The sequence below is a fragment of the Aureimonas frigidaquae genome, from assembly GCF_001463905.1.
GTDB lineage: Bacteria > Pseudomonadota > Alphaproteobacteria > Rhizobiales > Rhizobiaceae > Aureimonas > Aureimonas frigidaquae.
The window spans coordinates 208,333-224,414 of the sequence record NZ_BBWR01000002.1; the positions used below are offsets into that span (position 1 = coordinate 208,333).

Annotated in this window: 14 protein-coding genes; 7 read left to right on the forward strand and 7 right to left on the reverse strand. The window is 66.5% G+C overall.

The genetic code is table 11. The features are described from left to right. Positions 1 to 25 precede the first annotated feature (25 nt). From AUL30_RS01040 to AUL30_RS01050, 3 genes are all read right to left on the reverse strand, one after another. Positions 26 to 469, reverse strand: coding sequence for a MaoC family dehydratase (locus tag AUL30_RS01040; RefSeq protein ID WP_062225909.1), 444 nt, complete (start codon positions 467 to 469; stop codon positions 26 to 28). 119 nt (positions 470 to 588) lie between these two features. Then, complete coding sequence (locus AUL30_RS01045) at positions 589 to 1,638, reverse strand: LacI family DNA-binding transcriptional regulator (RefSeq protein WP_157069800.1); 1,050 nt, start codon at positions 1,636 to 1,638, stop codon at positions 589 to 591. A gap of 120 nt (positions 1,639 to 1,758) precedes the next feature. Next, positions 1,759 to 2,421: a GntR family transcriptional regulator gene (locus AUL30_RS01050; RefSeq protein ID WP_062225914.1), complete on the reverse strand. Its 663-nt coding sequence runs from the start codon at positions 2,419 to 2,421 to the stop codon at positions 1,759 to 1,761. 140 nt (positions 2,422 to 2,561) lie between these two features. Here AUL30_RS01050 and AUL30_RS01055 point away from each other — a divergent pair, with 140 nt between their 5' ends. From AUL30_RS01055 to AUL30_RS01085, 7 genes are all read left to right on the forward strand, one after another. Beyond that, complete coding sequence (locus AUL30_RS01055) at positions 2,562 to 3,689, forward strand: sugar ABC transporter substrate-binding protein (RefSeq protein WP_244490669.1); 1,128 nt, start codon at positions 2,562 to 2,564, stop codon at positions 3,687 to 3,689. A gap of 66 nt (positions 3,690 to 3,755) precedes the next feature. After that, positions 3,756 to 5,315: a sugar ABC transporter ATP-binding protein gene (locus AUL30_RS01060; RefSeq protein ID WP_062225918.1), complete on the forward strand. Its 1,560-nt coding sequence runs from the start codon at positions 3,756 to 3,758 to the stop codon at positions 5,313 to 5,315. 56 nt (positions 5,316 to 5,371) lie between these two features. Continuing rightward, the gene (locus tag AUL30_RS01065) at positions 5,372 to 7,408 is read left to right on the forward strand and encodes an ABC transporter permease (RefSeq protein ID WP_244490698.1); all 2,037 of its coding nucleotides are present in this window, start codon (positions 5,372 to 5,374) and stop codon (positions 7,406 to 7,408) included. Between the two features lie 5 nt (positions 7,409 to 7,413). After that, on the forward strand, positions 7,414 to 8,199 hold the full coding sequence (locus tag AUL30_RS01070; protein WP_062225923.1) for an SDR family oxidoreductase: 786 nt from the start codon (positions 7,414 to 7,416) through the stop codon (positions 8,197 to 8,199). Beyond that, positions 8,199 to 9,146 (forward strand): 3-hydroxyacyl-CoA dehydrogenase, encoded by a 948-nt coding sequence (locus AUL30_RS01075; RefSeq protein ID WP_062225925.1) that lies wholly within the window; start codon positions 8,199 to 8,201, stop codon positions 9,144 to 9,146. Before AUL30_RS01070 ends, AUL30_RS01075 begins: the two co-directional genes overlap by 1 nt. Positions 9,147 to 9,168: 22 nt before the next feature. Beyond that, a complete protein-coding gene (locus AUL30_RS01080; RefSeq protein WP_062225927.1) occupies positions 9,169 to 10,128 on the forward strand; it encodes a BKACE family enzyme in 960 nt (319 codons plus the stop codon). 43 nt (positions 10,129 to 10,171) lie between these two features. Next, positions 10,172 to 11,050, forward strand: a complete 879-nt coding sequence (locus AUL30_RS01085) for an SMP-30/gluconolactonase/LRE family protein (RefSeq protein ID WP_062225929.1) — start codon at positions 10,172 to 10,174, stop codon at positions 11,048 to 11,050. Between the two features lie 5 nt (positions 11,051 to 11,055). Here the strand turns inward: AUL30_RS01085 and AUL30_RS01090 are convergent, their stop codons facing one another. The 4 genes from AUL30_RS01090 to AUL30_RS01105 are packed head-to-tail and all read right to left on the reverse strand — an operon-like array spanning position 11,056 to position 16,025. Beyond that, a complete protein-coding gene (locus AUL30_RS01090; RefSeq protein ID WP_062225931.1) occupies positions 11,056 to 12,612 on the reverse strand; it encodes a GMC family oxidoreductase in 1,557 nt (518 codons plus the stop codon). Next, complete coding sequence (locus AUL30_RS01095; RefSeq protein WP_062225933.1) at positions 12,609 to 13,178, reverse strand: gluconate 2-dehydrogenase subunit 3 family protein; 570 nt, start codon at positions 13,176 to 13,178, stop codon at positions 12,609 to 12,611. Before AUL30_RS01095 ends, AUL30_RS01090 begins: the two co-directional genes overlap by 4 nt. After that, positions 13,171 to 15,027: a glycoside hydrolase family 15 protein gene (locus AUL30_RS01100; protein ID WP_083507646.1), complete on the reverse strand. Its 1,857-nt coding sequence runs from the start codon at positions 15,025 to 15,027 to the stop codon at positions 13,171 to 13,173. Before AUL30_RS01100 ends, AUL30_RS01095 begins: the two co-directional genes overlap by 8 nt. After that, entirely contained in the window at positions 15,024 to 16,025 is a 1,002-nt protein-coding gene (locus AUL30_RS01105; protein ID WP_062226489.1) for an SDR family oxidoreductase, read from the reverse strand. The genes AUL30_RS01100 and AUL30_RS01105 overlap by 4 nt, the downstream gene beginning before the upstream one ends. Positions 16,026 to 16,082 lie beyond the last annotated feature (57 nt).

Genomic DNA, 16,082 nt, shown 5'->3' on the forward strand with positions numbered 1-16,082 from the left:
CTCGGCGCTGCACAGCATTCCGGCCCTAAGCCGCTCGTTCGACAATGCGAATGTGATCGCTAACAAGAACCGTCTCGCCGCGTTGATTGAGGACCTCGCAGCGCTCCGTCACGCGGCCGCATTGCGGGCGCTTCGGATCGTCTTCCTTGGCGACGACGGTGATCCGCGTGCGGATCGTGTCACCGATCATGACCGGGCGCACGAAGCGCAGCCGGTCGTGTCCGTAGCTGAAGGATGCGGGGTTTATCTCTCCCGCTGCCAGGCCGATGCCGATGGCAAAGATCATGGTTCCATGCGCGATACGCTGCCCGAAAGGGGTTTGCGCGGCGAACTCGGCATCCACATGATGCGGAAAGAAGTCGCCCGTATGCCCGGCATGGGTGACGATATCGCTTTCGGTAATGGTGCGCGATGCCGACATGCGAACATCGCCGATCCGGAACGCGTCGAAATACTTGATCTGCGACATCGGCCCTCCCAAGCCCCATCGGCAACGCCGGGTCAGAACCCGCACCCTTGTGATGTCGTCAGTAGTGTTAGCGGTATCATTCGTAGCCGTCAAGCGGCCTTGATCGTCTCTCTTTTGCTTTACGCGCTGCCACGGCGGATCAACCGAAACGGCATGACCGTCTGTCTTGGGCGCTCGCTGTCGCCATCGATCCGTGCCAGGATTTCGCGCGCCGCGAGGGCGCCCATTTCCTCGAAGGGAACGGAGATCGTCGTCAGCGATGGAATGAGTGCGTCGCCGTAGTCGTAATTGCCAAAGCCGCATATGGCGATCTGATCGGGAACGCCTATGCCCCGCCGGTTGCATTCCAGGAGCGCCGAGATGGCCATGTTGTCGGCGCTGAAGAAGATGGCCTGCGTCAGCGGTTCGGCCGCAAGGACCCTGTCCAGCGCGGCGATCCCGTCCGCCTGGCGCATCGGCAGATCGAGCTCGACGCGGACCACCGGCGCGAGACCGTCCTGCGCCAGCCGGTCGCAATATCCGGCATAGCGGGCATTGGCCCGGAAGTCCTGATCCTGCCGCCCGCCAACGAAGGCGAGCCGGGACAATCCACGCGTGCGGAACAGTTCCGCCACCGTGCGCCCGGCCTGGAAATTGCTGAAGCCGACGGACATGTCCATGGCGGGGCTGTCGCCGTCGAACGTCTCGACGATGGGTACGCCGCTGCGCTTCAGGAGCGCCGTGGTGCGTTCGGTGTGCTCTGTCCCGGTGAGGATGAATCCTTCGGGCTGGCGTTCCAGGAAGGATTGCACCAAGCGCTCCTCCCGCTCCTGCGAATAGTCGCTGTTGCCGATCAGCGTTGAAAATGAGCGCTCCTCCAGGACGCGCACGATGTGGTGGACTTCCTGGGCATAGACCGTTGCGGACAGACTCGGAATGATGACTGCCACGATGCGGCTGGCGCTGGAGGCCAGGAGCCGGGCGGCGCTGTTGGGAATGTAGTTCAGTTCGACGATGGCCCGCTCGACGAGCTGGCGGGTGGATTCGGCAACGAGCTCCGGCCGGCTGATCACGCGGGACACCGTCTGGGTCGAGGTGCCGGCAAGGCGGGCGACATCGCGCATCTTCACGCCGGAGGCGGAGGGCCGTTTGGTGCGGGGCTTGCCGGTCGGTGCTTTGCCTTGGGTCACTTCGATTCTGTCCCGGGTCGACGCGAAACGCTCAGGTCCCGCCGGGATCAAGCGGCGGACCAATCCTGATCTTTGGCACCAAACCGTGTTCAGGGGAACCGTCGCGCAGAAGCCCGACCGTCAGATGAGATCGCAAAGCACGTCGTAGGCGCCGCGCAGATCGTCCACCAGGGCGGCGGTCGCCGCATCGGCATCGCCCGTGGCGAGCGCGTCGTGCAGTGCCTGGTGGCGGCTGTTGGAGATCTGGAAGTTTCCCGATTCCCGTAGCAGGTGGAAATAGGGGCTGATCTGCAGCCATAGCCGTTCGATCATTCCAAGGAGGATCGGCGAGCCAGCCTGCGAATAGATCCGGAAGTGGAAATCGTAATTGGCGCCGACATAGAGCGCGGTATCGCTCGTCGCCTCGGCATGCCGAAGGCGCGCCAGGATGCGGCTGAGATCGGCCTGGAAGTCGGCGTCGGGCCGTGCGGCAGCCCAGCGTGTCGCCGTGGCCTCGACATCGAGCCGAACCCGCGTCAGATCGTCCAGGCGGGCGCGCGTCAGCTTGGGAACGCCGATCGTGCGGCCACTGATGACCGTCAGTGCCCCGGTTTCGGTCAGCCGCGTCAGCGCCTCGCGCACCGGCATGGGGCTGACATCGAAAGCGCTGGCCAGGCTTGCCACGGTGATCGACTGTCCGGGTGCAATTCCCCCCTCCAGTATCAGCTCGCACAGGCGGCGGAACACGCCGTCCTGCAGGGTTTCCTTCCGCAAGGGGGACAGGCGTTCGGAAAGCGCCGACATGCACGTACTCCGTTGATTTGCAGCGCACACAATAGCGCGCAAAAAGACGGACTTGAAGAGCGCACTGATTTTTGATCTAAAATCAAAATGCGACGCGAAGAGCGGTCACGGGGAGGTGATCCGGCGCGCCCAGGGAGGATATGATGAACACTGCGACCCGATTTGGGGCGTTGGCGGTGGCGCTCGGCCTGACGGCTGCCTTTGCGCCCGGCGCCCTTGCCCAGGAAAAGCACAAGATCTTCCTGTCGATGAGCTACATCGGCAATGACTGGCAGGCCGAAGCGTCGAACATGGTCAAGGCCATGGCCGCCTCCGCCGGTATGAAGGACAAGGTGGATCTGGAAGTTCAGGTTGCCGGCCCGAACGCGCAGCGGCAAATCCAGCAGATCAACGCCATGGTCCAGGCCGGGGCTGACGCGATCGTCGTCTACCCGATCTCGCCGACGGCGCTGAACCAGGTCGTCAAGAATGCCTGCGCCAAGGGCGTGAAGATCGTCGCCTATGATGGCGAGATCACCGAGCCCTGCGCCTACAACGTAACGATCGACCAGGCGGAAGCCGGGCGGCGGACGGCCGAATGGCTTGCCGAGCGCCTGGGCGGCAAGGGTGACATCGTTCTCGTGACGGGCGTTCCCGGAACATCGGTCGACACGGCCCGAACGGCGGCGGCCAAGGAAGTCTTCGCCAAATATCCCGATATCAAGGTTGTCGGCGAAGCGGTCGGCATGTGGAGCCAGGCCGTAGCGCGCACCGAGCTTTCCAAGCTGCTCGCCACGCGCAACTGGGATGGCATCGACGGGCTCTGGATGCAGGTCGGCTGCTACACCGCCAATGCCATGCAGCTGGAAGCCGGACGCACCGCCGAGCAGTTGAAGCCCTGCGCGGGTGAAGGATCCAATGGCGGGCGCATCCAGATGCTGCCGGCCGGGACGGAGGTCGAGGGTGCCGATGGCCCCTACGCCCCGCTCGGCGCTCCGCGCATCTCCTATGCCTCGCCCCCCTATTCCGGTGCTTACGCCCTGAAGCTCGCGGTCGAGATGCTGGACGGCAAGACCGACGTACCCCAGCACACGACCCTGCCGCTGCCGATCGTCACCAACGATACGGTCAAGCTGTGCGATACGGGTACGTGGCAGGAAATGAAGGATGGCTGCAACGCGTTCAAGCCTTCGCTCGTCGCCAATCCCGGCTGGTTCGCATCGATCTTCTCCGATCAGACGCCCGAACTCGGCCTGAACGCGGCGCTCGTCGGTCAGCCCGAGCAGTGAGACGAGACGCCCGGGCGTCTGCCGCCTTGCGGCGACGCCCGACCCGCTTTCGCAAGGAGGTCGACCGTGTCAGACACGTCCCCACCGCCGGCCATCAGGCTCGAGGCCGTGTCCAAGGCCTTCGGCGCCACCAAGGCCGTCACCGATGTCAGCTTTTCCGTGGCGCGGGGTTCGGTCCATGCGCTTCTGGGTGAGAACGGGGCCGGCAAATCCACGACGATGAAGCTCCTGTCCGGCCTGATCGCGCCGGATACGGGGCACATACAGATCGACGGCAGGCCGGTGCGCCTGGCAAGCCCGCGCGACGCGCACCGCGCCGGCATCCGCACGGCCTTCCAGGAACTGACCCTGGTGCGGGACCTGACCGTCCTCGACAATATGATGCTGCCGAATGCACCGGTTTCGATCCTGGGCACGCTGCGCCGTGGCGCAGTGGCCGATGACGTGCGGGCGCATTTCGAGCGCCTGCGCATCCATGTCGACTTGCAGGCAGAGGCCGGCAGCCTCGATCTGGCCATGCGGCAGAAGATCGAGATTGCCCGCGCGCTCTATCGCCAGCCCTCCATCCTCTTACTGGACGAGCCGACATCGGCTCTTGCGGGCAGCGACGTCGCATGGCTGGGCGGCATGATCGCCGAAGCGCGCGGGCGCGGCGTGACGGTGCTGTTCATCTCGCACAGGATGCCGGAGGTGCGCGATTTCTGCGATACGATGACGATCCTGCGCAACGGGCGCCATATCGCCAGCGGCGCCGTGGCGGACTTTACCGATGCCGAGGTCATCGAGCGGATCATCGGGCGCTCGCTCGACCAGACCTTCCCGCCGCGCCCCGACCGCAGCACGGCGACCCCGCCCGAACCCGTCCTGGAAACGCGTGGGCTCAGCGCCGGAGCCAAGCTGACGGGGGTGGACCTGGCCCTCGCGCCGGGTGAGATCCTGGGCGTCGCGGCGCTCCAGGGCATGGGGCAGCTCGATCTTTTCTCGGCCTGTTTCGGGGCCGTGCCGGTGACCGCCGGCACCCTCCTCGTCGATGGCCGCGCCGTGCATCTGTCGGCGCCCGCCGATGCCCTCCATCCATCGCTGCGCATCGGCTTCCTGCCGGAAGACCGCAAGACTCAGGGCCTGTTCCTGAAGCTCGACGGGGCGACCAACGCGACCTTGCCCGTCATCGACCGCTTCGCACGCAGGGGCCTCATCGACCGGCAGGCCGAGCGCGCCGCTGCGGAGCGCGTCTTCGGCACGGTGGATGTCTCTCCCGTCGCCGCCTTTACGGAGGCCGGGGCCTTTTCGGGCGGCAATCAGCAGAAGATCGCCATTGCCAAATGGCTGGTTGCGGAAAGCCGCATCCTGCTCCTGTTCGATCCGACGCGCGGCATCGATGTCGGCACCAAGCACCAGCTCTACGAATTGATGCGCAGCTTCGCCGATGCCGGCGGCGCGGTGCTGTTCCACTCCACCGAAATCCCCGAACTCGTCCATCTGAGCGACCGTGTCGTCGTGCTCTACGAAGGCCGGATCGTGTCCGAGCTGAAGGGCGCGGCGATCGACGAGCACGCAATCATGGCTGCGGCCCTCGGCGGCAATGCCGCCGCGCCGGGCAACGTCCACTCCGGAGCTGCGGCATGACCGATCGTCTGGCAGGTACGAGCGCGCAAAGGGCAAGCGCCCGCCCCGCTGCGCCGATGCGCTGGCTCGCCCGCAATCGGGGGCCGCTGGTTGCGCTCCTGGTCTTTGCCGCGCTCTTCGCGCTGGTCGACTGGATCAGCCCCGGGCCGATGACCTATTTCGACATTTCCTTCCAGGCGAGCGGCGGCACGCCCCTGGCGCTGGCGGCCATGGGCCAGACATTGGTGGTCCTGTCCGGCGGCTTCGACCTGTCGGCAGGCGCCGTCATTTCCCTGGTGAACGCCGTCCTGGCCGCCAACATGGACCCGGCCGACATGGAGGCCTCCGTAATTGTGTGGACGCTGGCCGGCATCGGCACGGGTATGCTCGTGGGCGCCTTCAACGGTGTCTTCGTCGCCTTCCTGCGGTTGCAGCCCATCGTCGTCACGCTGTCGAGCATGTTCATCGTGCAGGGCGTCACACTGCTCGTCCTGCCGCAGCCCGGTGGCTTCATCTCGCCCTCGCTGGGCAACCTCTATATGGGCGATGCCGTGCCGGAACTCCTGCCGGCCTCGCTCGTGCTCCTGGGGTGCGCCGCACTGTTCTGGCTGTGGCTGCGGCGCACCGGCTTCGGCGTCGCCCTCTATGCGGTGGGCAGCGATCCGGCGGCTGCCGCCGCAACCGGCGTGCGCGTGCCGCTCGTGCGCTTCGGCGCCTATGTCCTGGCCGGTGGCTTCTACGGTCTGTCCGGTGTGTTCGTCAGCGCGCAGACGGGTTCGGGCGATCCGCTGGTGGGCAATTCTCTGCTCCTGTCCATGTTCGCAGCCGTCGTCATCGGCGGCACGCGGCTCGGCGGTGGCAAGGGCGGGCTGACGGGCACGATCTTCGGCGCCTTCGTCCTGATGATCGTGGTCAACATCCTGCTCGCGCTCAACGTATCGGCCTATTACGCGACCATCGCGGAAGGCGGCGTGCTCCTGGCGGCCGTGCTGGTCGGTTCGTTCGGCCGCGGCTCGGTCCTTAACGCGCAACTCGCGCGCCTTCGGGGCGTTCTGGCGGCCCGGCGCTCCGGCACCCATGTCACCCAGCGCCCATCCGCCGACCGGCACCTGCCCTTCGTGGCGCAGCAGGGGCGCGAGCGTCCGACAACGGACCGGATCGCACCCCCGGCCTTCCTGAGGGCGAACGCGACCACGCTGCGCTTCGCGCTGCCGGCCTATCTGTGCCTTGTCCTCGTTCTTCTGGCCACGCAGTTCATCCTCGGCAACACGCTGACGAGCTGGAGCTTCTGGAACTCGCTTCTCGTCCTGTCCACCTTCCTGGTCATCCTGGCGCTGGGCCAGGGCAGCGTCATCCTGACGGGCGGGCTGGACCTGTCCGTGCCCTGGATGATCGGCCTGTCCGGCATTCTCCTGGCCGGCACGGTGCAGGGCTCCGACGCCGCCATGTTCTATGCCGTGCCCTTCGTGTTCGGCATCGCGGCCCTGATCGGGCTTCTGAACGGGCTCGGGGTCGTGGCGCTGGGCCTGTCGCCCATCGTGGTAACGCTGGCGGCCAATGGCATATTGCAGGGGATCGCCCTCATCTATTCCGGCGGGACGCCGTCGGGCTTTGCCTCGCCCGCCCTTCGCTGGCTCATGACGGGCCATATCGGCCCCATCACACCGGTGCTTATCCTCCTTGCCGTCTTCCTCGTCGCCGGGACGCTCATCCTCGGCCGCACGACGTTCGGCCGCCGGGTCTATGCAGTCGGCAACAGCCTGGAAGCGGCACGCCTGTCCGGCGTGCGGACCGGTCGGATCGTCGTCGGCGTCTATGTCCTGTCGGCCTTGTGCGCCGCGCTGGTCGGCATGCTCCTGACCGGTTTCTCGGGACAGGCGAGCCTTGGCATGGGCGATGATTACCTTCTGCCCTCCATCGCCATCGTGGTGGTGGGCGGCGCATTGATCACCGGCGGCCGGGGCCACTTCCTCGGCATGGTCGGTGGCGCACTCCTGCTCACCGCACTGCAAACGCTCCTGGCCGGTACGACCCTGCCCTATGCTTTCCGCGCCATCTTCTTCGGATGCGTCGTCCTGGCCGCGGTGATCGCCCTCAAGGAAAAAAGGACCTGACGCTCATGGCGACAAGTTTCGTAAGCGGCCTTCAAGGCCAGCGTGTCATCGTCACCGCCGGTGCGGGCGGCATCGGCGAGGCCGCGGTGCGCCTGTTGCACGATCAGGGGTGCCGCGTCGTCCTGTGCGACGTTGCGCAGGATGCGCTCGACCGCATTGCGGCCGAGCTGCCGGGCGTCACCTGCATCCGGGCGGATGTGTCCGATGAAGGCGATGTGCAGCGGCTCTTCGACACCGCCTTGAGCGTGCTGGGCGGGCTCGACGCGCTGATCAACAATGCCGGCATCGCCGGGCCCACGGGCGGCATCGAGGACATCGCGCCCGCCGACTGGCGCCGGTGCCTGGATATCGGCCTGACCGGGCAGTTCCTCTGCGCGCGGCTCGCCGTACCGGCCATCAAGGCGGCGGGTGGCGGCGCCATCGTCAACATGTCGTCCTCTGCCGGGCGGCACGGCTATGCTTTCCGCACCCCGTATGCGGCGGCCAAATGGGGCGTGATCGGCTTGACCCAATCGCTCGCCAAGGAGCTTGGCCCGCACAATATCCGCGTCAACGCCATCCTGCCGGGCATCGTCGAAGGGCCGCGCATGGACGGCGTCATCCGCGACCGCGCCGAAAAGGTCGGCATATCCTTCGACGCGATGAAGACCCGCTATCTGGAGACGGTCTCGCTCCGCCGCATGGTGACGCCGCAGGATATTGCCGGCTCGATCGCCTTCCTTCTATCCGATGCAGGGCGGAATCTGTCCGCCATGTCCTTCAACGTCGATGGCAATGTGGAGACGCTGTGATGGAGCGCGTCGCCATTGTCGGAGCGGGGCTGATCGGCCGCGCCTGGGCCATCACCTTCGCGCGGGCCGGATGCTCCGTCCGGCTGTATGACCCCGATCCGGCCGCCGTGCCGAATGCCCTCTCCTATATCGCCTCCGTCGTCGACGATCTGGCGACAAGCGACCTTCTGTCCGGGCGCAGTACGGCGGCGGTGCTGGACGATATCGTCGGCTGCGACAGCCTGGCCGATGCCGTGGCGGGCGTGCACTGGGTCCAGGAGTGCGGGCCGGAGAAGATCGACATCAAACGCGCCACCTTCGCGGAGCTGGATCGGCTGGCGCCGCCGGATGCGATCCTGGCGACCTCATCCTCGGCGCTTCTGCCCTCGGCGATATTCCCCCAATTGCAGGGCAAGGACCGTTGCGTCGTCGCCCATCCCATCAACCCGCCCTATCTCGTACCGGCGGTCGAGCTGGTCCCGGCACCGTGGACGGACCCGCGCGTGATGGAGCGCGCGGCCGATGTGCTGCGATCCATTGGCCAGGTGCCCCTGGTCATGGAGAAGGAGATCGACGGCTTCATCATGAACCGCCTGCAGGGCGCGCTGCTCGACGAAGCCTTCCGGCTGGTCGAAGGCGGCTATGCCAGCGCGGCCGATGTGGACCGCGGCATTGCCGACGGGCTTGCCCTGCGCTGGAGCTTCATCGGCCCGTTCGAGACCATCGATCTGAACGCCCCGGGCGGCATTGCCGACTATGTGGCGCGCTATGGCCCCATGTATGCGCAGCTTGCGCAGTCCATGGCCGTGCCGCCGGACTGGGCCCGCGCGACGGCTGAGGGCATCGAGGCCGAGCGCCGCGCCGCACTGCCCAGCCATGCGCTGACGGACCGCCAGCGCTGGCGCGACCGCCGCCTGATGGCGTTGCGCGCCCATAAGAAAACCGCCGATACGCAATTCGGCTCCTGACCGACAGACCGAGGATAGATCCATGCCATCAGATGCCAAGCCGACCACCGCCGCTCCCTCCGGCAAGGTCATCATCACCTGCGCGGTCACCGGGGCCATACATACGCCGACCATGTCGCCGCATCTTCCCATTACGGCCGACGAGATCGCCACCGACGCCATCGGCGCGGCGGAAGCCGGCGCGGCCATCCTGCACCTGCATGCCCGCAACCCGGAAAACGGGCGCCCGGACCAGACGCCGGACGCCTTCGCGCGCTTCCTGCCGCGGGTGAAAGCGGCCACCAACGCCGTCATCAACATCACGACCGGGGGCAGCCCCTATATGAGCGTTGAGGAGCGGGTGCGCCCGGCGGCAACGTTCAAGCCGGAAGTGGCGTCGCTTAACATGGGGTCCATCAACTTCGGGCTCTACCATCTGGCCCCGCGCTACGAGACCTTCCGCTTCGACTGGGAAAAGCCGCATCTGGAAGCCACGCGGGATCTGGTTTTCCGTAACTCCTTTAAGGACATCGAGTACATTCTTGAGACGTGCTACGACAATGGCACGCGCTTCGAGTTCGAGTGCTACGACATCGCCCATCTCTACAATCTGGCGCATTTCGCCGATCGCGGCCTCGTGCGGGCGCCGTTCTTCGTGCAGTCGGTCTTCGGTCTCCTGGGCGGCATAGGCACACACCCGGAAGACGTGATGCACATGAAGCGGACGGCCGACCGGCTGTTCGGGTCGGATTATCGCTGGTCGGTGCTGGGCGCGGGGTCGAGCCAGTTGCGGATTGCCGCCCAGTCGGCGGCCATGGGCGGCAATGTGCGCGTGGGCCTGGAGGACTCGCTCTGGGCGGGCAAGGGCAAGCTGGCGACCTCCAGCGCCGAGCAGGTCCGCATGGTCCGCCAGATCATCGAGGGGCTGGGTCTGGCCATCGCCACGCCGGACGAAGCCCGCGCCATCCTGCAACTGAAGGGCGGCGACAAGGTCTCCTTCTAGAGCCCGCAGCGCCGCCGGCGCCAAGACAAGAGGACGAAACGACATGCGCATTGAAGTTCTTCTGGACGTCAAGACGACGCTCGGCGAAGGCCCCCTCTGGGATGCCGAGCAGGAGCGGCTCTATTTCATCGACAGTTTCGACGGACGGGTCTTCCGGACCACCGTCGACGGCGCGGAGGTGCGCGCCTGGGACGTGCCCGGCAAGATCGGCTCCATGGCGCTGCGCAAGGATGGCCAGGGCGCCATCGTATCGCTCCAACAGGGCTTCCATGCGCTGGACTTTCGCAGCGGCGATTGCGAGCTGATCCACGATCCTGAGCCGGACAAGCCCGCCAATCGCATCAATGACGGCAAGGTGGACCGCCGCGGCCGCTTCCTTGCCGGGTCCATGGACACGATGGAGGAAGGGCCGTCCGGCGCGCTCTATCGGCTCGATCCCGATTTCACCGTTCACACGGTGGATACGGGGATCATCTGTTCCAACGGCCCCTGCTTTGCGCCGGATGACCGCACCTTCTATTTCGCCGATACATGGACAGGCGAAATCTGGGCCTATGACTACGACATCGAAACCGGCGCGGCGACCAACCGCCGTGTCTTCGCCAAGGTCGATACGTCCCGTGGCGGAGCGGCCGACGGATCGACCGTGGATGCCGAAGGCTGCCTGTGGAACGCGCTCGTCTATGATGGGCGCCTGGTGCGCTACCGGCCGGATGGCACGGTGGACCGCATCATCGACATGCCCGTCAAGAAGATCACCAGCGTCATGTTCGGCGGTCCGAACCTGGATATCCTTTTCGTGACCTCCATGGCCAAGCCGCCGCTGCCACGCTTTCCCGGTGACGGCCCCCAGCGCGGCAGCCTCTTTGCGATCCACGATCTGGGCGTCAAGGGTATCCCCGAACCGCGCTTCGGCGCCTGATGCCGTCAGGCCGGGCGGCCGGACAGGAAACTGTCGGCCGTCCGCAGGCTGAGCGCCATGATCGTCAGGGCCGGATTGGCAGCCAGGGCGCTCGGAAAGACCGAGTTGTCGGCGATCCAGAGATTGGGAACGTCGAAGGACCGTCCGAACGGATCCACCACGCCGGCATCGGCATGCGTGGCCATCCGGCATGTGCCGATCGTATGGGCGGTGCGTTCCATGACCCAGATGTCCGACGCCCCGGCCTCTTCCCACAGGGAGCGCATGAAAGCGACGGCATGGGCTTTCAGCGCACGCTCATTATCGCCGTAGGAAAAGCGGATCAGCGGCTTGCCCATACCTGACCCGTCCACCTCGTCCGACAGGGTCATGATATTGCTGTCGCTGGGCAGGCATTCGCCGTTGATGCCGATGCCGGCCAGCCGGTTGTAATCGTGCAGGTAATCCACGAGTTCGCGGCCCCATAAGCCGCGGCCGCGCGCCACTTGGTCGGCAAAGGTCTGCAGCACGACGCCAAGGCTCTGAACCAGGTAGCCGCCGGCAAAGTCGGCATCCTTCGGACGGATCATGTCCTCTGTGATCAGAGATGACGGATAGCCCCGGTTCATCCGTGTCTCGTGGTCGAAAGTGCCCCAGACCTGCGTGGCGACATGGGCCGTATAGTTGCGGCCGACCTGGCCGCTCTTATTGCCGATCCCGGTGTGCAGCAGGAGCCGCGGCGTTTCGATGGCACCCGCGCATAGGAAGACGGCGCTGCATTTCTGCCGGTGGTCGCGCCCTTCCTTGCGGTAGATGACGGCGCTGATGCGTCCCTGCCTGTCCGTTTCGAACCCATGCACCATGCAGTCCGGGCGAATTTCCGCGCCGGCCTCGACCGCCAGCGGCAGGAAGGTCACGTCCATCGACGCCTTGGACCCGTTGCGACAGCCCTGGTGGCAATAGCCGCAGCCGACGCAGGCATGGCGCGTTCCGTGCCCGTCCTGCTGCATGGGCCTCGACACCAGCGCCGCCGGTGCATCGGCATGCGTGATGCCGAAGCGCGCGCAGGCCTGCGCCATAAGCTGGGCCGGCGTGTTGCGCGCGACGGGCGGATGAATGTAAGCGCGGGTCGGATCCCAGGGATAGGAGGCCGGGCCCGACACGCCGATGAACCGCTCGACGGCGTCGTAATAGGGGACGAGTTCCTTGTAGCGGAGCGGCCAGTCGACCCCGTGCCCGCTGTCCGACTTCAGGCGGAGATCACGCGGATCGGCACGCGGAACGAAGGCGCCCCAATGGAGCGTCGATCCTCCGACGCCGATGCCGCTATTGTTGGCGCCGAAGGCTTCCGGCGTGTCGCCGCCGCTGATCCGCTCGTCCATCCAGTAGAGACTGCCCGAGGCTGTCTCGTCGGCGACATATTCGGTTTCCGGGTGGCGGTTGGCACCGGCTTCCAGCGCGACGACCCGCAGGCCCGCCTTCGCCAGCCGCGACAGGAGCGGCGCGCCGCCCGCGCCGGTGCCGATCACAACGGCATCGACGGTTTCATCCTCGTTGTAGCGCGCCATGGCGTCGAGATTCATCGGACATCCTCGATCTCGCGGTCCGTCCAGCCCTCGAAGGCTGCGCCGCTATGGGCACCGTTTGCGTGTCCCTCGTAGCCGATGGACGACATGGTGGCGGGATGCGCCACATAGAGCCGGACAGCATCGGACAGAAGCTCGGTAAACCAGTCGCTCAACTGCCCTGCCGTCATCGGCGCACCGGCGGGTGCATCGAAGGCGCCCTCCGCCACCTTCGCGAGCATGGCAGCCTGCCGGTCCGCCACCAGATCGGCAAAACCCGAAGCGCCGCCGGCCCGGGCGGCGGCGTCGAGGCTCGTGAGCGCATCCCGATGGGCGCGCGCATCGTCCGGCATCGTCTCCAGCCGCCACCCATTGTCGGAACCAGCGGCAAGGTCGGCATCGATCCGCTGCGCCAGATCGAGCCCGGCTATGGAATGCGGCACCATATGGGCGAGCACGGCCCGCAACGCCATGAGGTGGGATGGCGACAGAACCTTGGGCGCAGAGGCCGGGTCGTCGGCCTTGGCACGGTGTGCCAGAATGGCCTGGAGTTTTGCGGAAATGCGGCCGGCCGGATCACGCATCGCTCTGCCCTTCCTCATCATCGGGCGACTGCCCATAGGCGGTCGACATGGCCATGATATGCGCCAGGTGGCTGAGCCCCTGGGGCATGTTGCCCAGGAAGGCCCCGCTTTTTGGATCGACCATTTCCGGCAGGATCCCCGGCCCGCGAGCGAGGCTTTCGCCCAGCATGCTCAACCGTTTGCGGGCAGCCTCACCCTCGCCCAGCATGGCCCAGGCTTCGGCAGCCCAGTAGGAGCAGGCCAGGAAGCAGCCCTCTTCCTTTTCCGCGCCCGAATAGCGGTAGTGGAAGATGCCGCTGCCGAGCTCCCGGTCGATCGCCTCGAGCGTCTTGCGCAGCCGGTCGCGGCCATCGAAGCCGAAGCGCACCGCCAAAGCGAGCGATGCGTCGATGCGCGTCGAGCCCGGATACATGACGAAACTGCCGACAGACTCGGACCAGCAGTTCGTTTCGATCCAGTCCTGAATGCGGTCGCGCTCGCGCAGCCAGCGCTCCCGGCACGTCGTCGGCAACTGCCCGTCATCGGCCAGTTCCACGGCCCGCGCGAGCGCCTGCCAGCAGCTGATCTTCGACATGGTGTAATGCTGGATATCCTCCAGCTCCCATATGCCGGAATCGGGTGTGCGCCACAGGTCCGCGCATTCGTCGGCCAGGCGCGACAGGGTAGCTGCGCTGCGCGCGTCCAGTATGTTCCCGCGCTCCACGAAGCGGGATGCCGTCTCGAAGATATCGCCGTAGACGCCATGCTGCTTCTGCTTGGTCGCCGCATTGCCTGTCACGACGGGCCGCGAGCTGCGATAGCCCGGCATATCCCATTCCCGGATGTCGGTGACGAGCCCGCCATCGAGCGTGTAGCAGACCTGCGTTCCGTGCTCTTCGAGCTGGTTGAGAAGCCAGGAAAAGGCGGCCTTGGCTTCGGCCTCCGCGCCGGCTGCCAGGAAAGCCTTGATCGTGTAACCGGCATCGCGCACCCAGGCGAAGCGGTAGTCGTAATTCTTCGGCCCGCCGATCTTTTCGGGCAGTGAGGTCGTCGGTGCGGCGGCGATTGCGCCGGAGGGAGAGAAGAGCAGGAGCTTGAGCGCCAGCGCGCTGCGCACGAAGGCATCGCGATGCGCGCCATCATGGGTCACGCGCTCCGCCCAGACGCGCCACTCATCATGCGATATGTCGATCCGGGCGTCGATCTCGTCGATCGGCGGCACGACCAGCGGGCCGTCGCTGCAGGCCACGATGGCGACGACGCGCCGTTCCCCGGCGCTCACCGTGAAGGCGCCGCTGATGCATTCGTCGGACCAGTCGAAGGAAAGGCCATCCGTATGCAGGAACAGGCCGACGACCTTGCCGACATTGAAGACGACCTGCTTGCCGATGGTGGAATGATACGGGTTGACCGTATCCCCGCGCCGGCCCGGCCGCATCAGAAGGTTGAACCGGACCGATCCGTCAATGCCTTCGATCCGCCGTCCGAGCTCCGCCCAGGGGAGCCGCCCGGCCGTACCACTGTTGAGGGATTCGGTCAGGATCGCGGTTCCGCCCGCGGTCCGGAACGTCGTCTCCAGCACATTGCTTCCGTCCCGGTAGTGCTGCTCCACCTCGAAGGGCACGTCGGGGCTGATCGAGAACCGGCCGCCATTCTCGCCGTCCAGAAGACGGTCGAAGAGCGGCGGCGAATCCATATTGGGCACGCACCACCAGTCGATGGAGCCGTCTGCGCCCGACAGGGCGACCGAACGCCCCTCGCCGATCGCGCCGTAATCCTCCAGCGCCAGGTAGCCGTCGATCCGCTCGCCGGGCTTGCCCGGCACGGGCGTGCGAGACGCCGGGAAGAAGCGATCGAGGACCGCGTTCATCGGAACCGCCGCGCGGTGCAACGGGACAGGGCGCCGCCGATGAGCGCGCCCATTCCCACCAGCCCGCCGGCCACGGCCAGCTTGAACGCCGTGGCGCCACGGCTCGTCACGAACTCCGACGGCAGTCCGACCACATCCGCGCGGCGCGGCCCGTCGATGCGGGCCGGGCCGGCCACCGGCTCCGCCAGGTTACCCGTCCGGGGTGGCATGGGATCGCCCATCTGCGCCTCCATCATGGAGGCGGCCTGACGGTCGGCGAAGGCTGGCGCAAAGCGTTGGCCGAGTGCCATCATGATCGTGGAGCGTCCGACCCAGATTTCACGCTGGGGGGACCGGACGGCGGAATAGACCGCCTCCGCGCACAGGCGCGGATCGAACAGGGGATCGGGAATGACCTGCTCATGCCCGGTGCGATTGCGGGCCCAGCCAGGCTGCGGCGTGTTGACGCCCGGCAGGTAGACGACCGACAGGGTGATGGGCGAGCGCTCCGCAATCAGCTCAGCGCGCACACTGTCGGTAAAGCCGCCCACGGCCGCCTTGGCCGCGCAATAGGCTGCCTGAAGCGGCGCGGCCCGGAAGGCGAGCCCGGACGAAACCTGAACGATCCGGCCCCGGCCCTGCCGGCGCATCTGGCGAAGCGCTGCGAGCGTTCCGTAGACTTGCGAAAAATAGGTGGAAGCCGTGACCTGCCGATATTCTTCCGGCGTGATCTCGGCGGCCGGGGCGACGACCGTCGTCATGGCATTGTTCACCCAGGCGTCGATGCGCCCGAACCGGTCGATCACCTGCCGCGCCGCCGCTTCGACCTGCTCGACCTCTGCCACATCGGTCGGCAGGTCGATGACCGTGCCGCCCTTGCCTTCCAGCCCGGCTCTGGCCTGTCGCAGCCGCTCGGCATCCCGCGCCAGAAGCGCCACTGCCCAGCCTGCCTTAACGAACCGTTCGGCGATGGCAAGGCCGATGCCTGCGCTTGCGCCCGTAATCACTGCAACCTTCATATCGTCGCGTACCTTGTCTGCGCCGCCGCGGAAGGTCCGACGCGAGAGGCGGCGGAG